The sequence below is a fragment of the Pseudomonas xanthosomatis genome (assembly GCF_019139835.1).
GTDB classification, from domain to species: Bacteria; Pseudomonadota; Gammaproteobacteria; order Pseudomonadales; family Pseudomonadaceae; genus Aquipseudomonas; species Aquipseudomonas fakonensis.
This window is the reverse complement of record NZ_CP077075.1, coordinates 5,105,391-5,124,316: the sequence shown is the minus strand read 5'-3', so window position 1 is coordinate 5,124,316 and position 18,926 is coordinate 5,105,391. Positions and strand designations below refer to the sequence as shown.

16 protein-coding genes are annotated in these 18,926 nt (G+C 59.9%); 14 read left to right on the top strand and 2 right to left on the bottom strand.

The window, feature by feature from the left end; all coding sequences use genetic code 11:
- Positions 1-206: 206 nt before the first annotated feature.
- The 13 genes from KSS93_RS22555 to KSS93_RS22495 all read left to right on the top strand — a co-directional run bounded on the left by KSS93_RS22555 (position 207) and on the right by KSS93_RS22495 (position 15,314).
- A complete protein-coding gene (locus KSS93_RS22555; protein ID WP_217886052.1) occupies positions 207-851 on the top strand; it encodes a LysE family translocator in 645 nt (214 codons plus the stop codon).
- Positions 852-1,086: 235 nt separating this feature from the next.
- A complete protein-coding gene (locus KSS93_RS22550) occupies positions 1,087-2,019 on the top strand; it encodes a hypothetical protein (RefSeq protein WP_217886051.1) in 933 nt (310 codons plus the stop codon).
- A 96-nt stretch (positions 2,020-2,115) separates the two neighbouring features.
- Positions 2,116-4,227 carry a hypothetical protein gene (locus KSS93_RS22545; RefSeq protein ID WP_217886050.1) on the top strand — a complete coding sequence of 704 codons (2,112 nt, stop codon included), beginning with the start codon at positions 2,116-2,118 and terminating at the stop codon, positions 4,225-4,227.
- Positions 4,224-5,201, top strand: coding sequence for a tetratricopeptide repeat protein (locus tag KSS93_RS22540; protein ID WP_217886049.1), 978 nt, complete (start codon positions 4,224-4,226; stop codon positions 5,199-5,201). The genes KSS93_RS22545 and KSS93_RS22540 overlap by 4 nt, the downstream gene beginning before the upstream one ends.
- A gap of 1 nt (position 5,202) precedes the next feature.
- A complete protein-coding gene (locus tag KSS93_RS22535; RefSeq protein ID WP_217886048.1) occupies positions 5,203-7,542 on the top strand; it encodes a hypothetical protein in 2,340 nt (779 codons plus the stop codon).
- Positions 7,539-8,528, top strand: a complete 990-nt coding sequence (locus KSS93_RS22530) for a tetratricopeptide repeat protein (protein WP_217886047.1) — start codon at positions 7,539-7,541, stop codon at positions 8,526-8,528. Before KSS93_RS22535 ends, KSS93_RS22530 begins: the two co-directional genes overlap by 4 nt.
- Before the next feature lies 1 nt (position 8,529).
- The gene (locus KSS93_RS22525; protein WP_217886046.1) at positions 8,530-10,572 is read left to right on the top strand and encodes a hypothetical protein; all 2,043 of its coding nucleotides are present in this window, start codon (positions 8,530-8,532) and stop codon (positions 10,570-10,572) included.
- 110 nt (positions 10,573-10,682) lie between these two features.
- Positions 10,683-11,552 carry a tetratricopeptide repeat protein gene (locus tag KSS93_RS22520; protein WP_217886045.1) on the top strand — a complete coding sequence of 290 codons (870 nt, stop codon included), beginning with the start codon at positions 10,683-10,685 and terminating at the stop codon, positions 11,550-11,552.
- A gap of 199 nt (positions 11,553-11,751) precedes the next feature.
- The gene (locus KSS93_RS22515; protein WP_217886044.1) at positions 11,752-12,618 is read left to right on the top strand and encodes a tetratricopeptide repeat protein; all 867 of its coding nucleotides are present in this window, start codon (positions 11,752-11,754) and stop codon (positions 12,616-12,618) included.
- A 26-nt stretch (positions 12,619-12,644) separates the two neighbouring features.
- On the top strand, positions 12,645-13,121 hold the full coding sequence (locus tag KSS93_RS22510; RefSeq protein ID WP_217886043.1) for a GyrI-like domain-containing protein: 477 nt from the start codon (positions 12,645-12,647) through the stop codon (positions 13,119-13,121).
- A gap of 103 nt (positions 13,122-13,224) precedes the next feature.
- Positions 13,225-13,650 carry a YybH family protein gene (locus KSS93_RS22505; protein WP_217886042.1) on the top strand — a complete coding sequence of 142 codons (426 nt, stop codon included), beginning with the start codon at positions 13,225-13,227 and terminating at the stop codon, positions 13,648-13,650.
- 42 nt (positions 13,651-13,692) lie between these two features.
- Positions 13,693-14,037, top strand: a complete 345-nt coding sequence (locus KSS93_RS22500) for a YciI family protein (RefSeq protein WP_217886041.1) — start codon at positions 13,693-13,695, stop codon at positions 14,035-14,037.
- Positions 14,038-14,075: 38 nt separating this feature from the next.
- Positions 14,076-15,314, top strand: coding sequence for an RNA polymerase sigma factor (locus tag KSS93_RS22495; protein ID WP_217886040.1), 1,239 nt, complete (start codon positions 14,076-14,078; stop codon positions 15,312-15,314).
- A 105-nt stretch (positions 15,315-15,419) separates the two neighbouring features.
- On the opposite strand, the gene KSS93_RS22490 is transcribed toward KSS93_RS22495, so the two are convergent.
- Together KSS93_RS22490 and KSS93_RS22485 are read right to left on the bottom strand one after the other, a co-directional pair.
- On the bottom strand, positions 15,420-15,890 hold the full coding sequence (locus KSS93_RS22490; RefSeq protein ID WP_217839787.1) for a MaoC family dehydratase: 471 nt from the start codon (positions 15,888-15,890) through the stop codon (positions 15,420-15,422).
- Between the two features lie 34 nt (positions 15,891-15,924).
- The gene (locus KSS93_RS22485; protein ID WP_217886039.1) at positions 15,925-16,869 is read right to left on the bottom strand and encodes an alpha/beta hydrolase; all 945 of its coding nucleotides are present in this window, start codon (positions 16,867-16,869) and stop codon (positions 15,925-15,927) included.
- Positions 16,870-17,082: 213 nt separating this feature from the next.
- On the opposite strand from KSS93_RS22485, the gene fadD2 reads away from it, so the two are divergent.
- On the top strand, positions 17,083-18,771 hold the full coding sequence (fadD2, locus tag KSS93_RS22480; RefSeq protein WP_217886038.1) for a long-chain-fatty-acid--CoA ligase FadD2: 1,689 nt from the start codon (positions 17,083-17,085) through the stop codon (positions 18,769-18,771).
- The last annotated feature ends 155 nt before the right edge of the window (positions 18,772-18,926 follow it).

Genomic DNA, 18,926 nt, shown 5'->3' with positions numbered 1-18,926 from the left:
CAAGGGTGGCCGGCGAAGTTATTGCAGTGCCCACGAGATCGCGCGCCGCCCGCGCGGCGCTCGATCTCACAGGCTCCGCGAAGTTTTCGCCGAACCCTCGCCAGCCTCCCCCAATACCTTGAAAGAGTATTGACCTAGAGCAGTTGGCGAAGCACATACCTTCTTCTCTACAATCGGCCTTCTGCATTCACCGACATGAGTCCGCAATGCCCTTCTCCAACGGTTTTCTCCTTAGCCTGTCCCTATGCCTGGATATCGGTATCGCCAACATCGCCATGATCACCCTGGCCATGCAACGGGGTTTTCTGCAGGGCTTCTGGCTGGGCCTGGGCACCTGTGTCGGCGACCTGGTGTACGCCATTGCCGCGCTGGCCGGCATGACCGTACTGCTGCAGTTCGAGGGCGTGCGCTGGGCCTTGTGGCTGGGCGGCTCGGCGTTGCTGGTGTGGTTTGCGCTGAAGATGCTGCTGGCGGCCTGGCGCGGCGGCAAGCTTGAAAGCCGCAGCGAGGTGGTGGTCGAGTCAGGCTGGCGGGAGTTTCTGCGCGGCATCTTCCTGGCCATGTCGTCACCCACCGCCATCTTGTGGTTCGCCGCCGTGGGCGGGGTGCTGATCTCCCGCTCCGGTGGCGGCAGCCTTGGGGATGCCGGGCTGTTCCTGGCAGGTTTTTTCGCCGCCGGGATGCTGTGGTGCGTATCGCTGTGCGGTATCGCCAGCCATGGTGGGCGGCTGCTCGGGGAGCGCCTGCTGACCTGGTCGTACCTGCTGTCGGCGGCGATCTTCTGCTACTTCGCGGTGTACGTGATCGTATCCGGGTACCGCGAATTCATTCTGGCCACGCCAGCGTTGTAGGCAGCCCTGTCACATTTTCTGCCAATTTTCGCAAATGCCAGACGGCGCTGAATGGTAGGTTTTCTGGCGCCTGTACTTTGACATCATGTCGCTCAAGTACTGGCACTTGGCCTTTGATTGCAGATAGCATCCCTGCGCAAGTTCGCTGGAGCGCGCTTGCCTGAGCGTTTTTAGATGCCCCCCAGGGGCCATCTGCGTTCATTCACCATGTCACCCTGCGGAAAGGATACCCGCCATGAACACCCCGGTTACCCCTGGCCAATGCACTGCAGCTTCGGCGCCAGAAGTGCTGATACTCGACGCCAAGGTCGAAAAGCCTGCACAGTGCCAGGAATCCTTCGACGAACCAGACCTGCCGTGCTCGACCGTCTTCGAAAGCATCCTCTACTCCCCGCAGGAAAAGGCCTTCTGGCTGCTACGCAAACGTGCCCTGGGCCTGATCGAAGAAGCCATCCATACCCTCGATTCGAACGTCGTCGCCGGCCAAAGCGCAGAGGCACGTGCCCGCGGCCTGGACCTCAGCGAGCTGCTCGAATACTTCCTGGAGCCGCGGCTGAGCCTGTTTCTGGAAGGTGAAGACAAGGCCTGGATGCAGGGCTTCGAGGCCCAGGAGCCCGCTGCGCCCGAGGCGCTGAAGCAGGAACTCGCTGCCCTTTACAGCGACCCGCGCAACCTGGCCCATAAAGCCAATGCCGAGCGCCATGCAAACCTGCGCAAGTGGGAGGGCCTGCACCGGCAGGCCGTCGCTGCCGCGCGTCAGCAGGGTTACGCCTACGAGTCCGGCCTGTTGTTCACCCCCCAGGCCGTGGCCGCCCGCGAAGCGGTGCAGGCCTACCTTGAAGCGCGCAAAACGCTGCTCAAAAGCGGCGAAATACCGGTCTACAGCCAGGAAAAAATCGCCGAGCTGCTGGTTGAAGACCGTGAGCGCCTTGCGCTGACGGTCGTCAATGGCCTCGAGCAGCCGGATAAATTGCGCGATCACATCAAGTGGCGGCAGGACAACGTCACGCCGTTCACCTACGCGAACTACGTGCAAGCCATCCTCAAGGCTGCCGAGTATGGCCTGGCCCTGCCCGAGTATGCTCTGGCAGGCAATAGTTCGGCGGCGATCACCCAGGGTGTGCAGCGCTTCAAGCGCTACATGGCGCTGCTGGCGCGCCAGCAGTAGATCCAGCAACGCCTGGAAGCCAAGTACAAGGCCTGGGTGCGGGCCACGGGCGACAACCACCGGGCGCCGAGCAGCCTGGTGGAGGTGGAATGCAACATGTGGCGCAGCCTCGAAGACAAGGCCCGGCAGCTTTACCAGGAGGCAAGCCAGGCAATCAGCAGCAGCACCCCGCGGCTGCACCTGCTGTGGGAGCCGGAGCGCTTCGCGCCAAAGCCGGTGGAGAGCCTGGTGAAGGGCGACTTCCCGCTACGCGAAGTGAGCCTGCCCAATACCCCTGACAGGCCGCTGCGGCATCTGAGCTTTGCCGATCTCAAGCAACTCTTCGACCCCACGCTCGCGGGCCTTCGCAAGCCGAAGACCGCGGGCAAGGCAGACGCGAAGCTCAGCGGTGACAACAAGCAAGCCGAGGACCGCAGCGATTCGGCGTTCAAGGACTGGCTGCTGGGCATGGGCTCGGCCAGGGTCAAGGATCAGCAAAGTGATTGGTTCGACGCCCAGGGGTGCTTCGATGTCGAGTTGTTCCGCAACTATCTCGAGGCCAAGGGCTACCGGGTGAAAACCCTCGACGATGCGGGTATGCGCAATGACTGGGGCCAGCGCCTGCGCCAGGTGTTGTTTGCCGATGATGTGCGCAACAAGCTGCGCCTGTTCGATGCCAGCCCGCAGGCCCAGCTGGTGCGCCTGCTTTCACCGCCCAGGCCGTCGCTTTACGGCAACGCCAAGGCCGAGTCGGGCTTGTCTCTTGAAGGCTTCAAGGCCGCAGCAGAGCTGTCGCTGAATATCGACCTGGCCCGCGGCGAAGTGGAGCTTGGCAAGATCGACCTGCCAGAAAGGCGTGCGGCGCAATCGATCAAGGCGGCCTATACCGACTACCAGGGCCAGCGGGCCGAGCTCGACCTGGGGCGTTTCTCCTTGCACCTGAGCGCGCGGGCTTGGGGGTTTGCGGGGGCTTCGATGCTGCTGGCGGCCAAGGTTCAGTTGGCCCGGGACAAAACCGGGTACGGCACCACCCTGAGTGCGGTCCAGCCCGCAGAGCGCGAAGGCAACACTGCAGCCAGCGCCGACAACGCCCAATCCGGGCAGCTCGTGACCGGCAAGGGCGCCAACGTCAAGATCGAAGACGGGGTCGCGGCCAGCTTCAACCTGTTCGCCGGTGTGCAGGCCGGCATCAAGGTCACCGGCGCGCTCAACTGGGCCCCCCCCGCCGAGCTGGCAGAACTGCGCCGGGCGCCTTCCCTGGGCATGAGCACCGATGACGGCTGGCTGAGCCTTGCCCGCCTGGAAGCCAGCGGGGCCGTTGCCGCAGGGCTTGGGGGGCAGCGCGAGATCAACCTGTCGCTGACCAAGGGCACCCTGCTGCTGCGCATCAAGGCCTCGCTGGTGGCGGGTACCGGAGCCAGCGGCAGCCTGGACTTCACTGTCGGCTACGAGGCGGTTGTCGATCTGATCAACTTGGTCCGCAGGGCGTTGCGGGATAACCAGTATCGGCGGTTGGACTGGGTCGATCAAAACGCCTTTGAATACATCAGCAGGCTGACCCTGCTGGGTGGGGCGGGGTTGGACGTGTCCATCGTGTACATGTTGGGGATGGATATCGTGATGAGCTTGTATGAGGCGTTGACCAGTGCGGGTAGGGGTGGGCCGATTGCGTATCAGTTGCTGTCACATCGAGATCAGGAGGCACTGCGATGCTGGTTTGTGGGCGCGCCGCCGGAGGCCTTGGGGCCGATGTTGATGACGTTGTTGAGTGATCCGAGGCCTTTCGAGGTTGAGCATGCAGAGGAGGATACCGATCTGATGCAAGACAAGAAACGCAAATTTGATAAAGCTGAATGCTACTTGTTTCAGCAGATGGCTATTGAAAGGATTTTAACGTGGATTCTTGCTGAGGCTAAAAAAACTAACAGTGTTAAAGATGCAATGGCTCAGTTTGGTGAGTCCTGCTCAAGAATGAATCGTTTCGGAAGCAAGGTTGACGCTCCGGGGCAAGCCTACTGTGATGCCAGGTTGCGTATGGATCAGTTTATGGCTGTAAATGTAATGAGTGTGGGGCATAGGTCTGATCATAATAAGGAAATGCGTGATAGTTATAGAGAAACTGTTGCAGAGCTGGGTGCGAAAAATGACGCGTTTTGCGTTAGGACTGAGTATTACGGTAAGACATACTTACCTGGTGCGAGGGCTATTTATAAAGGAGAAACGCAATGAGCCCGCTTAAAGCGGTAGCGCTCGCTTTAGTATTAGCACTTCCTTGGGAGGCGAGTCAGGCGGTTGTACTCACCGCTGAGCAGGAGCAAGCGAAGGCTCAAGGCATGATTCTATATCGCCAGAAAAAGACTGCTGAAAATTACCTGAGGGTGGCGGCGCAAGCAGGGGATAGTGAGTCTCAATATTATCTTGCGGAAGAGCTGACATTAAAGAATCGTTACATGACCATTGAGGCTCATAAATGGTACGTCGCGGCAGCCGAGCAGGGTGATTACTATGCGATGTATCAATTGGCAAGTAGTGGAGGTGATCTTTGCGACATCATGGGGAATTGCCCGGAAGACAAACGTAGCCCTAAAGATTGGTATCGACTCGCGCGCAGCACTACTGAACGTTTAGCAGAGCAGGGTGACGGTGAGGCGATGTACATGCTTGCTCTGCTGGGTGGTGGATTTCCCTGGTTGAAGCGTTCGGCAGAAGCAGGGTACCCAGAAGCAGAGTACCGCTTGGCTATTATGTATAAAGATGGAGATAAATTTTACTTTCCTCCGTGGAAGAAGAGTGAAAAGATTGAAGCCTTATTTAAGCATGCAGGCGAGTCGGGGCACCGAATAGCAATGGATTACTATTTTGATATTCTTGAAAAGCGTGGTGAAACTGAGCGCTTGCGGAAAATCACTATAGATATGGCTCTGGAGGGGGATGCTCATGCTGTAAGTTCATATGCTGCATATCTTGCACATGCCCCGGAAAAGTTAGGTTTTGAACTTGATCTGGTTAAGGGTTATGGCTTGATGTATACCCTTCTCGAGTTGGATGGAGGTGGAGGTCTGGACGTTTATGTTGCAAGGAAGCTTGAGAGGATTGGTAAGAAAATGACTTCGGAGCAAATTGAGCAGGCAAAAGAGTTTGCCGCCCATTGGAAAGCAACTCATCCGCCACTGTCTTTTTTTACGCGAAAGCTAGAGTACTAATTTGGCGTGTTTTTGGTGGGCGTATGGCCTGGCCCAGCCCGAGTATGCCCTGGCGGGCAATGCTTCTGCATCGATCACCCAAGGTGTGCAGCGTTTCAAGCGCTACATGGCGCTGCTGGCGCGCCAGCAGCAGATCCAGCAACGCCTGGAAGCCAAGTACAAGGCCTGGGTGCGGGCCACGGGCGACAACCACCGGGCGCCGAGCAGCCTGGTGGAGGTGGAATGCAACATGTGGCGCAGCCTCGAAGACAAGGCCCGGCAGCTTTACCAGGAGGCAAGCCAGGCAATCAGCAGCAGCACCCCACGGCTGCACCTGCTGTGGGAGCCGGAGCGTTTCGCGCCAAAACCGGTGGAGAGCCTGGTGAAGGGTGACTTCCCGCTACGCGAAGTGAGCCTGCCCAATACCCCTGACAGGCCGCTGCGGCATTTGAGCTTTGCCGACCTCAAGCAACTCTTCGACCCCACGCTCGCGGGCCTTCGCAAGCCGAAGACCGAGGGCAAGGCAGACATGAAGCTCAGCGGTGACAACAAGCAAGCCGAGGACCGCAGCGATTCTGCGTTCAAGGACTGGCTGCTGGGCATGGGCTCGGCCAGGGTCAAGGATCAGCAAAGTGATTGGTTCGACGCCCAGGGCTGCTTCGATGTCGAGTTGTTCCGCAACTATCTCGAGGCCAAGGGCTACCGGGTGAAAACCCTCGACGATGCGGGTATGCGCAATGACTGGGGCCAGCGCCTGCGCCAGGTGTTGTTTGCCGATGATGTGCGCAACAAGCTGCGCCTGTTCGATGCCAGCCCGCAGGCCCAGCTGGTGCGCCTGCTTTCACCGCCCAGGCCGTCGCTTTACGGCAACGCCAAGGCCGAGTCGGGCTTGTCTCTTGAAGGCTTCAAGGCCGCGGCAGAGCTGTCGCTGGATATCGACCTGGCCCGCGGCGAAGTGGAGCTTGGCAAGATCGACCTGCCAGAAAGGCGTGCGGCGCAATCGATCAAGGCGGCTTATACCGACTACCAGGGCCAGCGGGCCGAGCTCGACCTGGGGCGTTTCTCCTTGCACCTGAGCGCGCGGGCCTGGGGGTTTGCGGGGGCTTCGCTGCTGCTGGCGGCCAAGGTTCAGTTGGCCCGGGACAAAACCGGGTACGGCACCACCCTGAGTGCGGTCCAGCCCGCAGAGCGCGAAGGCAACACTGCAACCCGCGTCGCCAACGCTCAGTCCGGGCCGGTCGTGAGCGGCAAGGGGGCCAACGTCAAGATCGAAGACGGGGCCGTGGCCAGCTTCAATCTGTTCGCCGGTGTACAGGCCGGCATCAAGGTCACCGGCGCCCTTAACTGGGCACCCCCCGCCGAGCTGGCAGAACTGCGCCGGGCGCCTTCCCTGGGCATGAGCACCGATGACGGCTGGCTGAGCCTTGCCCGCCTGGAAGCCAGCGGGGCCGTTGCCGCAGGGCTTGGGGTGCAGCGCGAGATCAACCTGTCGCTGACCAAGGGCACCCTGCTGCTGCGCATCAAGGCCTCGCTGGTGGCGGGTGCCGGGGCCAGTGGCAGCCTGGATTTCACTGTCGGCTATGAGGCGGTTGTCGACCTGATCAACTTGGTCCGCAGGGCGTTGCGGGATAACCAGTATCGGCGGTTGGACTGGGTGACTGGGGATGCCTTCACTTATATAAGTAAATTGAATGTTTTAGGTGGTTTAGGTATCGATGTGCCAGTGGTTTACATGCTGGGGGGAGATGTAGTTATAAGCTTGTACGAAGCTCTGACTAGTGAGGGTAAGGGTGGACCAATTGCACATGACATAATGCTGGAGCAAAATCATGCGGAATTGTCTCGTTGGTTTGTAGATGCACCGCCCGAGGCACTAGGTCCCATGTTGATGACGCTGCTAAGCGAGCCGAAATCCTTCGAAATGATGCAGGTAGAGAGCAGCGACGATCTGTTGGGAGACAGGAAGTCTTCTTTTGACAAGGCAGGATGCTACCTGTTGCAGCAGCGAGCGATCGAAGCAATATTGAGTTGGATTCTCATGGATGCCAGAAAAACTGGGTGCCTTGAAAAGGCACAGGCACAATTTTTTGAAGCGTGTGCAAGAATGAATAGATTCGGTTCGGTCGTGGCCAATAAGGGGCAGGCCTATTGTGAAGCTAGGCTTCGTATGGATAAGTTTATGGCGGTGAATGTTTTTAGTTATGGCTCCAAAGGTGATGAAAATAATAATATGCGCGCTCGTTATAAGGCGTCGGTTCTTGAACTTGGTGCGAGAAGTGATGGGTTTTGTGTTAGGAGTGAGTATTACGGCAAGACTTATCTTCCAGGTGTCAGGGTGACTTATACAGGGGCAGGTCAGTGAGTGTCGTTAGCGGGGTCCGGTTTTTTGGTTTTTTGCTATTAGCTTCATTTTGCGGTCTCTGCGGTGCTGCATCCCTCACCGAAGATTTGTTACGTGCGAAGACTCAAGGGTTGGTGCTCTATGGGCAGTATAAGTATATCTCGGCACAGCCCTATCTTAGGGTGGCGGCGCAAGCTGGAGATCGAGAGGCGCAGTATTATCTTGGCGAATCGATTAGTGCACAGAAACGCTATGTGACTGATGAGGCTCATAAGTGGTATGTAGCTGCAGCTGATCAAGGTGATTATTATGCAATGTATCGATTGGCAAGCCGTAAAAACAATCTCTGTGAGGTGATGGATAATTGTCCGTCTGATAGCCGTTCGCCAGAGGAGTGGTATCAGTTGGCACGACGTACGACGGAGAAACTTGCGTTGCAAGGAGACGGAGAGGCTATGTACGTTCGCGCAATGTTAGGCGGCGACATAAGCTGGTTGGAACGATCGGTGGCGTCAGGTTATCCTGAGGCGCAGTATCGAATGGCGATTATGTATAAAGAAGGTGCGAAGTTTTACTTCCCTCCTTGGAAGAAAGGTAAGGAAATAGAGGGGCTTTTGAAAAGTGCCGCCGAGTCTGGGCATGTCAGAGCCATGGATTATTATATTGAGATTCTTCAAGAGCGTGGAGATATTGCCGAGGCAAGAAAGCTGTTGGAGGCAGCGGCTTTGCGGGGGGATGCTAACGCTGTGGGTGCCTATGGTGTCTATACATCCCACACCCCAGACGGAATGGGCTTCGCTCTTGATTTGGTAAAAGGATATGGCTTGGTGTTGACTCTTCGTGAATTGGATGGAGGAGGCGGCATGCAAGTGTATGTCGAGGATAAGTTAAAAGAAATTGGTGAAAAGATGACAGGGGAGCAAATTAAAGAGGCGAGTATTTTTGCTGAAAAATGGAAGCTAAGTCACCCACCGCTGTCATTTTTTCAACAGAAGCTGAGTTTCTGAATTGCACTACCCGCACCTGCTGTGGGAGCCGGAGCGCTTTGCGCCAAAGCCGGTGGAGAGCCTGGTGAAGGGCGACTTCCCGCTACGCGAAGTGAGCCTGCCCAATACCCCTGACAGGCCGCTGCGGCATCTGAGCTTTGCCGACCTCAAGCAACTCTTCGACCCCACGCTCGCGGGCCTTCGCAAGCCGAAGGCCGCGGGCAAGGCAGACGTGAAGCTCAGCGGCGAAAACAAGCAAGCCGAGGACCGCAGCGATTCGGCGTTCAAGGACTGGCTGCTGAACATGGGCTCGGCCAGGGTCAAGGATCAGCAAAGTGATTGGTTCGACGCCCAGGGCTGCTTCGATGTCGAGTTGTTCCGCAACTATCTCGAGGCCAAGGGCTACCGGGTGAAAACCCTCGACGATGCGGGTATGCGCAATGACTGGGGCCTGCGCCTGCGCCAGGTGTTGTTTGCCGATGATGTGCGCAACAAGCTGCGCCTGTTCGATGCCAGCCCGCAGGCCCAGCTGGTGCGCCTGCTTTCACCGCCCAGGCCGTCGCTTTACGGCAACGCCAAGGCCGAGTCGGGCTTGTCTCTTGAAGGCTTCAAGGCCGCAGCAGAGCTGTCGCTGAATATCGACCTGGCCCGCGGCGAAGTGGAGCTTGGCAAGATCGACCTGCCAGAAAGGCGTGCGGCGCAATCGATCAAGGCGGCTTATACCGACTACCAGGGCCAGCGGGCCGAGCTCGACCTGGGGCGTTTCTCCTTGCACCTGAGCGCGCGGGCCTGGGGGTTTGCGGGGGCTTCGCTGCTGCTGGCGGCCAAGGTCCAGCTGGCCCGGGACAAAACCGGGTACGGCACCGCCCTGAGCGCGGTCCAGCCCGCAGAGCGCGAAGGCAACACTGCAACCCGCGTCGCCAACGCTCAGTCCGGGCCGGTCGTGAGCGGCAAGGGGGCCAACGTCAAGATCGAAGACGGGGCCGTGGCCAGCTTCAATCTGTTCGCCGGTGTACAGGCCGGCATCAAGGTCACCGGCGCCCTTAACTGGGCACCCCCCGCCGAGCTGGCAGAACTGCGCCGGGCGCCTTCCCTGGGCATGAGCACCGATGACGGCTGGCTGAGCCTTGCCCGCCTGGAAGCCAGCGGGGCCGTTGCCGCAGGGCTTGGGGTGCAGCGCGAGATCAACCTGTCGCTGACCAAGGGCACCTTGCTGCTGCGCATCAAGGCCTCGCTGGTGGCGGGTACCGGAGCCAGCGGCAGCCTGGACTTCACTGTCGGCTATGAGGCGGTTGTCGACCTGATCAACCTGGTCCGCAGGGCGTTGCGGGATAACCAGTATCGGCGGTTGGACTGGGTCGACCCCATCGCCTTCGAATTCATCAGCAGGCTGACCCTGCTGGGTGGGGCGGGGTTGGATGTGTCCATCGTGTACATGCTGGGTGTGGATATCGTGATGAGCTTGTATGAGGCGTTGACCAGTGCAGGTAGGGGTGGGCCGATTGCGTATCAGTTGCTGACCCATCGGGATCAGGAGGCACTGCGATGCTGGTTTGTGGGCGCGCCGCCGGAGGCGTTGGGGCCGATGTTGATGACGTTGTTGAGTGATCCTAAAGCCTTCGAAGTTGAACAAGGGGACGAAGGTGTGGATTTGATGGAGGACAAAAAAAGTTCGTACGATAAAGCCGGTTGCCATTTGCTTCAACAAACGGCAATTGAAAGGATCTTGACGTGGATTCTCAGGGATGCCAAAGGCAAGAACAGGATGCAAGAGGCAATGGCTCAGTTTGCAGAGGCATGTTCAAGGATGAACAGGTTCGGGGGCAAGGTGGAGAATCAGGGGCAGGCTTACTGTGAAGCTAGGTTGCGTATGGATCAGTTTATGGCTGTCAAGGTTATGAATATAGGGCGTGATGCTGAGCAAAATAGTGAAATGCGCGCGCGTTATAGTAAGTCTGTTTTGGCGCTGGGTGCAGAAAGGGATAATTTTTGCGCAAGAAGTGAATATTACGGAAAAACGTATTTGCCAGGGATGCGGGCTGTTTATGTAGGGGGAGGAGAATGAGGCGATATAAAGGGGTAGTGCTGGTAATCTCTTTTATGTTGGCGCTGCCGTGGACCCTATGCCAAGCGACTGAGCTTACAAACGAGCAAATGCAAGCAAAGACGCAAGGCATGACTCTGTATCGCCAGAAAAAGACTGCCGCGCCCTACCTGAGGATAGCTGCGCAGGCAGGAGATAGCGAGGCCCAGTATTACTTGGCGGAAGAACTAAAGTTGGCAAGCCGCTACATGACCAGCGAGGCTCATAAATGGTACGTCGCCGCCGCCGAACAAGGTGACTACTACGCAATGTATCAATTGGCCAGAGGTGGCGATGATCTCTGCGAGATCATGGGGAACTGTCCGGAAGATAAACGTAGTGCCAAGGATTGGTATCGCCTGGCACGCAGTACGACGGAACGGTTGGCCGAGCAGGGTGATGGTGAGGCGATGTATGTGCTTGCCTTGTTGGGGGGGGGATTCCCTTGGCTGGAGCGTTCGGCCAATGCAGGGTATCCCGAAGCCGAGTATCGCCTGGCAATCATGTATAAAGACGGTGATAAATTCTATTTCCCTCCTTGGAAACGGAGCGAAAAGATTGAGGCTCTGTTCAAACACGCCGGCGAGTCCGGGCATCATTTAGCTATGGACTACTACATGGATATTCTCCAGAAGCGCGGCGATATGGAAACTGTGCGGAGAATTGTGGTGGATATGGCAATGCAAGGCGATGCCAATGCGATAAGTGCCTATGGTGTGTATCTTTCTCATACTCCAGAGGGGATGGGCTTTGAGTTTGATTTAATTAAAGGATATGGTTTGGTTTGGATGCTGCTTGAACTGGACGGAGGGGGCGCAATGGATGTGTATGTTCAAGATAAACTTGAGGAGATTGGCAAAAAAATGACATCTGAGCAAATTGAGCAAGCGAAAGCGTTTGCCGTCGAGTGGAAAGCTACGCACCCACCATTGTCTTTCTTTACCCGAAAGCTGGAGTATTAAGCTCGCATGATTAATATGGGGGTGTGATGTCAGTAGCTAAATCCTACTGTTTCCGTATGCATTTTATTCTTGCGTGGGCATTGTAATCATGCGATCCAGAAAACTAGTGTTGGCGTTAGCTCTCATTTTGACGCTGCCATGGTCCTTGAGCCACGCCGCTGTGCTCACTGCTGAGCAGGCACAGGCGAAGACCCAAGGCATGATTCTGTATCGTCAGAAAAAGAATGCCATACCCTATCTTAAGGTAGCGGCTCAGGCTGGAGATAGTGAAGCTCAGTATTACCTGGCGGAACAGATTAAACTGGATAATCGCTACATGACCAGTGAGGCCCATAAGTGGTATGTCGCCGCTGCTGAGCAAGGTGATTACTATGCGATGTACCAGTTGGCCAGAGGTGATGATCTTTGCGAGATCATGGGGAGTTGCTCGGAAGACAAACGTAGCCCTAAAGACTGGTATCGACTCGCGCGCAGCACTACTGAACGTTTAGCAGAGCAGGGTGACGGTGAGGCGATGTACATGCTTGCTTTGCTGGGTGGTGGATTTCCCTGGTTGAAGCGGTCGGCAGAGGCAGGGTACCCAGAAGCAGAGTACCGCTTGGCTATTATGTATAAAGATGGAGACAAGTTTTATTTTCCTCCGTGGGAGAAGAGTGAAAAGATAGAGGCTTTATTCAAGCATGCAGGCGAGTCGGGGCACCGGATAGCAATGGATTATTACTTTGATATCCTAGAAAAGCGTGGCGAGGTGGAAAGTTTAAGAAAGATTACTGTGGATCTAGTGTTGCAGGGGGATGCATATGCTGTTAGTTCTTATGCTGCATATCTTGGGCATGCCCCTGAAAAGTACGGGTTTGAACTTGATTTGGTCAAGGGTTATGGTTTGATGTACACCCTGCGTGAACTGAGCGGAGGTGGAGGGTTGGATACCTATGTTGCGGATATGCTTGAAGAGATTGGCGGCAAAATGACGCCGGAGCAGATTGAGCAGGCAAAAGAGTTCGCCGCCGATTGGAAAGCCACCCATCCCCCTTTGTCTTTCTTCACCCGAAAGCTAGAGTACTGATCTCTTCCCCCAGCCGGACCGCGATCATGGACACCCGCGCAATCTCCCCCGCCCGCCACGAAGACGGCCGAACCCTGACCCTGGCCGGCTTCGCCGAACGCTTCAACATGGCCGACCTCAGCGGCCTGCCGCGCCTGTGGCAGCGCTTCGGCCCGCTTATCGGCCAGGTGCCAGGCGCCCATGGCCATGACAGCTATGGCGTGTGCTACAACCCCGACGAACAGGGCGGCTTCGACTACCTGGCCGGGGTCGAGGTCAGCACTGCCGCCAGCCTGCCCGAGGGCTTCAGCCAGCTGACCCTGGCCCCGCAACATTACGCCGTGTTCGAGCACCACGGCAGCCTGCAAGGCCTGCCGGTCACCTTCAATGCCATCTTCCAGCAGTGGCTGCCGGCCTCGGGCGAGCAGCAGGCAGATGCTGCGCTGTTCGAGCGCTACCCGGCAGGTTTCGACCCGGCCGACCCGCAGGCGGTGATGGAAATCTGGCTGCCGCTGGCACGCTGAAAAAAATCCGGCCGTTGTCGATCTGCCCGGCTACCGTTCGACCAGAAGTGAAAGCGGCGCCCACTGCGCCGCCTGACCTTTGACCCCGTTCGGAGAACCCGCCATGAACAGCGCTGCCGAAAACGAAATTCGCCAACTGATCGACCACTGGATGCAGGCCGTGCGCGAGCGCGACGTGGAGCGCATCGTCGCCCCCTACGCCGACGACATCCTCGCCTTCGATGCCATCCAGGCCCTGCAATTCAAGGGCAAGGCCGCCTACCGCGCGCACTGGGAAATGTGCATGGGCATGTGCAGCGGGCCCATGGTGTTCGAGCTGGCCGAACTCACCGTGCATGCCGACGGCGACCTGGCCCTGGCCCATTGGCTCAACCGTTGCGGCCCGGGCGATGACGAAAGCCAGTGCGGCTTCATGCGCGCCACGGTCGGCTACCGGCGCAGCGGCGGGCAGTGGCAGGTGATCCATGAACACTGGTCGGCGCCGTTCGACATGCAGACGCAAAAGGCCCTGTTCGATCTCAAACCCTGAACCACGGCAACCGCCCATCGCCCACTGCGCCTGGAGACGATCATGAAATACCTGTGCCTGGTCTATTGTGAGGAAGCGCTGCTGCACAGCCTGCCCGACAGCCCCGAAGACGCCGAGTGCATGGCTTACGCCGAAACGGTTCACGGCTCCGGGCGCATGCTCGCTGCCGAGGCGCTCAAGCCGGTGCAAACCGCCACCACCGTGCGGGTGCGCGCCGGGCGCATGAGCCTGACCGACGGCCCGTTTGCCGAAACCAAGGAGCAACTGGCCGGCTTTTATCTGGTAGAGGCCCGCGACCTCAATGAGGCGCTGAACATCGCCAGGGGTATCCCGGCGGCGCGGGTGGGCAGCGTCGAGGTGCGCCCGGTGCGTGAACTGCAACCCTGACGGAGCTTGGCGATGAAGCGAAGCGGTGCAGGTGACTGATGGCGAATGCCGAGCAGGTACGGGCAGAGGTGGACGCCGTCTATCGCCGCGAGTCGCGGCGTATTCTGGCAACCTTGATTCGCCTGCTGGGCGACTTCGACCTGGCCGAGGAGGCGATGCACGATGCGTTCTTCGTGGCTGTGCAGCAGTGGCAGCGCGACGGCGTCCCCGACAACCCCAGGGCCTGGCTGGTGTCGGCCGGGCGTTTCAAGGCCATCGACGCCTTGCGCCGGCGTATCCGCTTCGACCGCTCCCAGGCCGACCTGATCCTGCTGCTCGAAGGCCAGTCGCAGGACCCGGCCGACGAAGAGCTGCTGGCCGACGACCGCCTGCGGCTGATCTTCACCTGCTGCCACCCGGCCCTGGCTGCCGATGCCCAGGTGCCGCTGACCCTGCGCGAGGTCTGCGACCTCACCACAGAGCAGATCGCCCGGGCGTTTTTGCAAAGCCCTGCGACCATCGCCCAGCGCATCGTAAGGGCCAAGGCCAAGATTCGCGATGCCGGCATTCCGTATCAGGTGCCGGAACAACGCGAGCTGCCCGAGCGACTGGAAAGCGTGCTGCGGGTCATCTACCTGGTATTCAACGAAGGCTATTCAGCGTCGGCGGGCGAGGCGGTGGTCACCCAGGCGCTTACCGACGAGGCGATCCGCCTGGGCCGCCTGTTGGCGCAATTGCTGCCGGACACCGAGGTGCTGGGGCTGCTGGCGCTGATGTTGCTGCAAGCGTCGCGGCAGAACGCGCGCAGTGACAGCGCGGGCGAGCTGGTGGTGCTTGACGAGCAGGACCGCAGCCTGTGGGACCGGGCGCAGATCGACGAAGGCTGCCAGCTGGTGCAGCAGGCGTTGCGCAGCGGCGAAATCGGCCCCTACAGCGTGCAGGCGGCGATTGCCGCGGTGCATGCCGAGGCGCCCAGTGCCCAGGCTACGGACTGGCGCGAGATCGTTGGTTTGTATGAATTGCTGCTACGGCACTGGCCGTCGCCGGTGGTCGAGCTCAACCGGGCGGTGGCGCTGTCGCGGCGTGACGGGGCGGCAGTGGGGTTGCAGGCAGTGGAGGCGATTCTGGCGCGGGGCGAGCTTGGCGATTATCACCTGGCCCATGCGGCGCGGGCCGAGCTGCATCGGCAGCTGGGCAATGTGCAGCAGGCGCGACAGGCCTGGCAGCAGGCGTTGGGCTTGACCCGGCAGGGGCCGGAGCGGCGGCATATCGAGCGGCGATTACGCGAATTGAGGTGATGGCATGGCCGGCCTCTTCGCGGGTAAACCCGCTCCCACAGGGACCACTTCGCCGTTAAGCCGCGAGAGGCCTGCAGGAGCCGGCTTGCCGGCGATGGTGGTCTGTCAGCTGGCGACGAAGTTCGGCGGGCTCACCAGCTCGACGGTCTGCTGCTTGCGCGGCGCGAGGATTTCGGCCTCACCCTGGACCACCAGTTCGTCGTTCTGGTTGTACACGTTGGTGGCGATGCGCACCTTGAACTTGGGCAGCTTTTCGAGAATTTCCAGGCGCACGGTCAGGGTGTCGCCGATCTTCACCGGCTTCTGGAAGCTCATCTGCTGGCCCAGGTAGATGGTGCCGGGGCCTGGCAGGGTGCAGGCCACTGCGGCGCTGATCAGCGCGCCGCTGAACATGCCATGGGCGATGCGTTCGCGGAACATGCTCTTGGCAGCGAACTCGGCATCCAGGTGCACCGGGTTGTGGTCACCGGACATCGCGGCGAACAGCTGGATGTCGCGCTCTTCAACGGACTTCTTGTATTCGGCCTTCTGGCCGACTTCGAGGGCTTCGTAAGGCGTGTTGGTGACCTGGGTCATCGAGGCTTCCTTGGAGGGGCGAGGAGGGCGCTTATCATTCACTGCGGGCAGGGCGGCCAAGGGCCAGCGCCTGTTCCAGCCAGCCGATGATGTCGGCGGTCACCTCGTCGCGATGGGTTTCGTTGAGCACTTCATGCCGCGCGCCGGGGTACAGGCGCAACTGCACGTGGCGGTTGCCGGTCGCGCGCAAGGCGTCGGCCAGATGGGTGAGACGCTTGCCGGCACTCACCGGATCACATTCGCCGCCAATTACCAGCAGCGGCAGGTTCGGGTCGACCTGCGCCAGCAGCCGGGGCTGGCTGATTTGCGCCAGGCCCAGCAGCAGGTCGAGCCACAGCTGGTTGCTGCAGCGAAAGCCGCACAGCGGGTCGGCGATGTACTTGTCTACCTCGGCCGGGTCGCGGCTGAGCCAGTCGAAGGCGGTACGGTTGGGCTTGAACGCCTTGTTGAAAGAGCCGAACGACAGCCAGTCGATCAGCGCACTTTTGCCCAGCGGGCCCTGGCGCCAGGCTTCCAGCCGGGCAATCTGCCGCGCGGCGCGGTACAGCACAGCCGGTTGATAGTTGGAGCCGCTGAGAATCGCCCCCTGCAGGCTGGCACTGTGGTGCAGCAGGTAGGCCTGGGCGATGTAGCTGCCCATGCTGTGGCCGAACAGAAACAGCGGCGTGCCCGGGAACTGCTGGCCGATGTGCTGGGCCAGCACGCCCAGGTCGTTGACCACGGCATTCCAGCCATTGTGCGTGGCGAACAGGCCCAGGCTGCCCAGCTCGGCGGTGCGCCCGTGGCCACGCTGGTCGTGGGCAACCAGGGCGAAGCCGGCTGCGTTCAGGGCATGGCCCAGGCGCTGGTAGCGCCCGGCATGCTCGGCCATGCCATGGGCCAGCAGCACCACGGCCTTGACCGGCGTGGCCGGCAGCCATTGGTGCACGTACAGGCTGCAATGCTCGCTGGCAGGCAGCCAGAAGGCGTCATGGGGCATGGCGGGTCCTTCGCGGGGGTTGGTTCAACAGTGTATGCACAAAGCGCCAGATTGCAGGAAGGGCACAAATAAGATTCACAATGTTAATGGCGGCACTTGGCGTATTTGCCACCACCTGCCGAGCTGCTAACGTCCGCTGCTGTAGGAGCCGGCTTGCCGGCGATCGAGGGCATTGCCCTCGCAAGGACTCTCCTGGCAGAGGAACAACAATAAATGCAAGCCGAATTCTGGAACGACAAGCGCCCACCGGGCGTCCCCAGCACCCTCGACATGACCGCCTACCAGTCGGTGGTCGAGGTCTTCGAACGCTCATGCAAGCGCTTCGCCGACCGCCCGGCCTTCAGCAACCTGGGGGTCACCCTCAGTTACGCCGAGCTCGAACGCCACTCGGCGGCCTTCGCTGCCTGGCTGCAGCAGCACACCGACCTCAAGCCGGGCGACCGCATCGCGGTGCAGATGCCCAACGTGCTGCAGTACCCCATTGCTGTGTTCGGTGCAATGCGCGCAGGGTTGGTAGTGGTCAACACCAACCCGCTGTACACCGAGCGCGAGATGCGTCACCAGTTCAAGGACTCCGGCGCCCGCGCGCTGGTGTACCTGAACATGTTCGGCAGCCGTGTGCAGGCGGTGCTGGCCGACACCGGCATCGACTATCTGATCGAGGCGATGATGGGCGACCTGCTGCCCGCCGCCAAGGGCTGGCTGGTCAATACCGTGGTCGACAAGGTGAAGAAAATGGTGCCGGCCTATCGCCTGCCCCAGGCGGTGTCGTTCAAGCAGGTGCTGCGCCAGGGCCGCGGGCAGGTGCACCAAACGGTGCCGCAGGCGCTGGATGACGTTGCCGTGCTGCAGTACACCGGCGGCACCACCGGCCTTGCCAAGGGCGCCATGCTCACCCACGGCAACCTGGTAGCGAACATGCTGCAGGTGCTGGCCTGCTTTGCCCAGCACGGGCCCGACGGCCAGCCGCTGATCAAGGAAGGGCAGGAGGTGATGATCGCGCCGCTGCCGCTGTACCACATCTATGCGTTCACCGCGAACTGCATGTGCATGATGGTCACCGGCAACCACAACGTGCTGATCACCAACCCGCGGGACATCCCGGGCTTCATCAAGGAACTGGGCAAGTGGCGTTTTTCGGCGTTGCTGGGGCTCAATACGCTGTTCGTCGCGCTGATGGACAACCCCGGGTTCAAGGCGCTGGACTTCTCGGCCTTGAAGGTCACCAACTCCGGTGGCACCGCGCTGGTGAAGGCCACCGCCGAGCGCTGGGAGGCGCTGACGGGCTGCCGTATCGTCGAGGGCTACGGCCTTACCGAAACCTCGCCGGTGGCCAGCACCAACCCCTACGGCAAACTGGCGCGCCTGGGCACCGTGGGCATTCCGGTGGTGGGCACGGCGTTCAAGGTAATTGACGACGAGGGCAACGAGCAGCCGCTGGGCGAGCGTGGCGAGCTGTGCATCCAGGGCCCGCAGGTGATGAAGGGCTACTGGCAGCAGCCCGAGGCGACGGCCCAGGCGCTGGACGCCGAGGGCTGGTTCAAGACCGGCGACATCGCCATCATCGACCCGGACGGCTTCACCCGCATCGTCGACCGCAAGAAGGACATGATCATCGTCTCGGGTTTCAACGTGTACCCCAACGAAATCGAGGACGTGGTGATGAACCACCCGCAGGTGGCCAGCTGCGCGGCCATCGGCGTGCCGGACGAGCGCTCCGGCGAGGCAGTCAAGCTGTTCGTGGTGGCGCGGGCGGGCGGGGTCAGCGTGGAGGAGCTCAAGGCCTACTGCAAGGCCAACTTCACTGGCTACAAGGTGCCCAAGTACATCGTGCTGCGCGATTCGCTGCCGATGACCCCGGTGGGCAAGATCCTGCGCCGCGAGCTGCGCGATATCGCTTAAACACGCCACCCCTGTAGGAGCCGGCTTGCCGGCGATAAGGCCCGATCAGGCAGCAATGTTTTCAGATCAGGCTCCATCGTCGCCAAGCCGGCTCCTGCAAGGGCTCTATTTCGGACTTTCCGGCCAGTTACGCGACATTTCGGTTAAATACTCTA

Excerpts from the sequence above, each read along its gene's own strand:
- KSS93_RS22510 (WP_217886043.1), top strand. The coding sequence starts at position 12,645 with ATGGACACCCGCGCAATCTCCCCCGCCCGCCACGAAGACGGCCGAACC.
- KSS93_RS22540 (WP_217886049.1), top strand. The coding sequence starts at position 4,224 with ATGAGCCCGCTTAAAGCGGTAGCGCTCGCTTTAGTATTAGCACTTCCT.
- KSS93_RS22485 (WP_217886039.1), bottom strand. The coding sequence starts at position 16,869 with ATGCCCCATGACGCCTTCTGGCTGCCTGCCAGCGAGCATTGCAGCCTG.
- KSS93_RS22520 (WP_217886045.1), top strand. The coding sequence starts at position 10,683 with ATGACTCTGTATCGCCAGAAAAAGACTGCCGCGCCCTACCTGAGGATA.
- KSS93_RS22490 (WP_217839787.1), bottom strand. The coding sequence starts at position 15,890 with ATGACCCAGGTCACCAACACGCCTTACGAAGCCCTCGAAGTCGGCCAG.
- KSS93_RS22545 (WP_217886050.1), top strand. The coding sequence starts at position 2,116 with ATGTGGCGCAGCCTCGAAGACAAGGCCCGGCAGCTTTACCAGGAGGCA.
- fadD2 (WP_217886038.1), top strand. The coding sequence starts at position 17,083 with ATGCAAGCCGAATTCTGGAACGACAAGCGCCCACCGGGCGTCCCCAGC.
- KSS93_RS22505 (WP_217886042.1), top strand. The coding sequence starts at position 13,225 with ATGAACAGCGCTGCCGAAAACGAAATTCGCCAACTGATCGACCACTGG.
- KSS93_RS22495 (WP_217886040.1), top strand. The coding sequence starts at position 14,076 with ATGGCGAATGCCGAGCAGGTACGGGCAGAGGTGGACGCCGTCTATCGC.
- KSS93_RS22515 (WP_217886044.1), top strand. The coding sequence starts at position 11,752 with ATGATTCTGTATCGTCAGAAAAAGAATGCCATACCCTATCTTAAGGTA.
- KSS93_RS22500 (WP_217886041.1), top strand. The coding sequence starts at position 13,693 with ATGAAATACCTGTGCCTGGTCTATTGTGAGGAAGCGCTGCTGCACAGC.
- KSS93_RS22555 (WP_217886052.1), top strand. The coding sequence starts at position 207 with ATGCCCTTCTCCAACGGTTTTCTCCTTAGCCTGTCCCTATGCCTGGAT.
- KSS93_RS22550 (WP_217886051.1), top strand. The coding sequence starts at position 1,087 with ATGAACACCCCGGTTACCCCTGGCCAATGCACTGCAGCTTCGGCGCCA.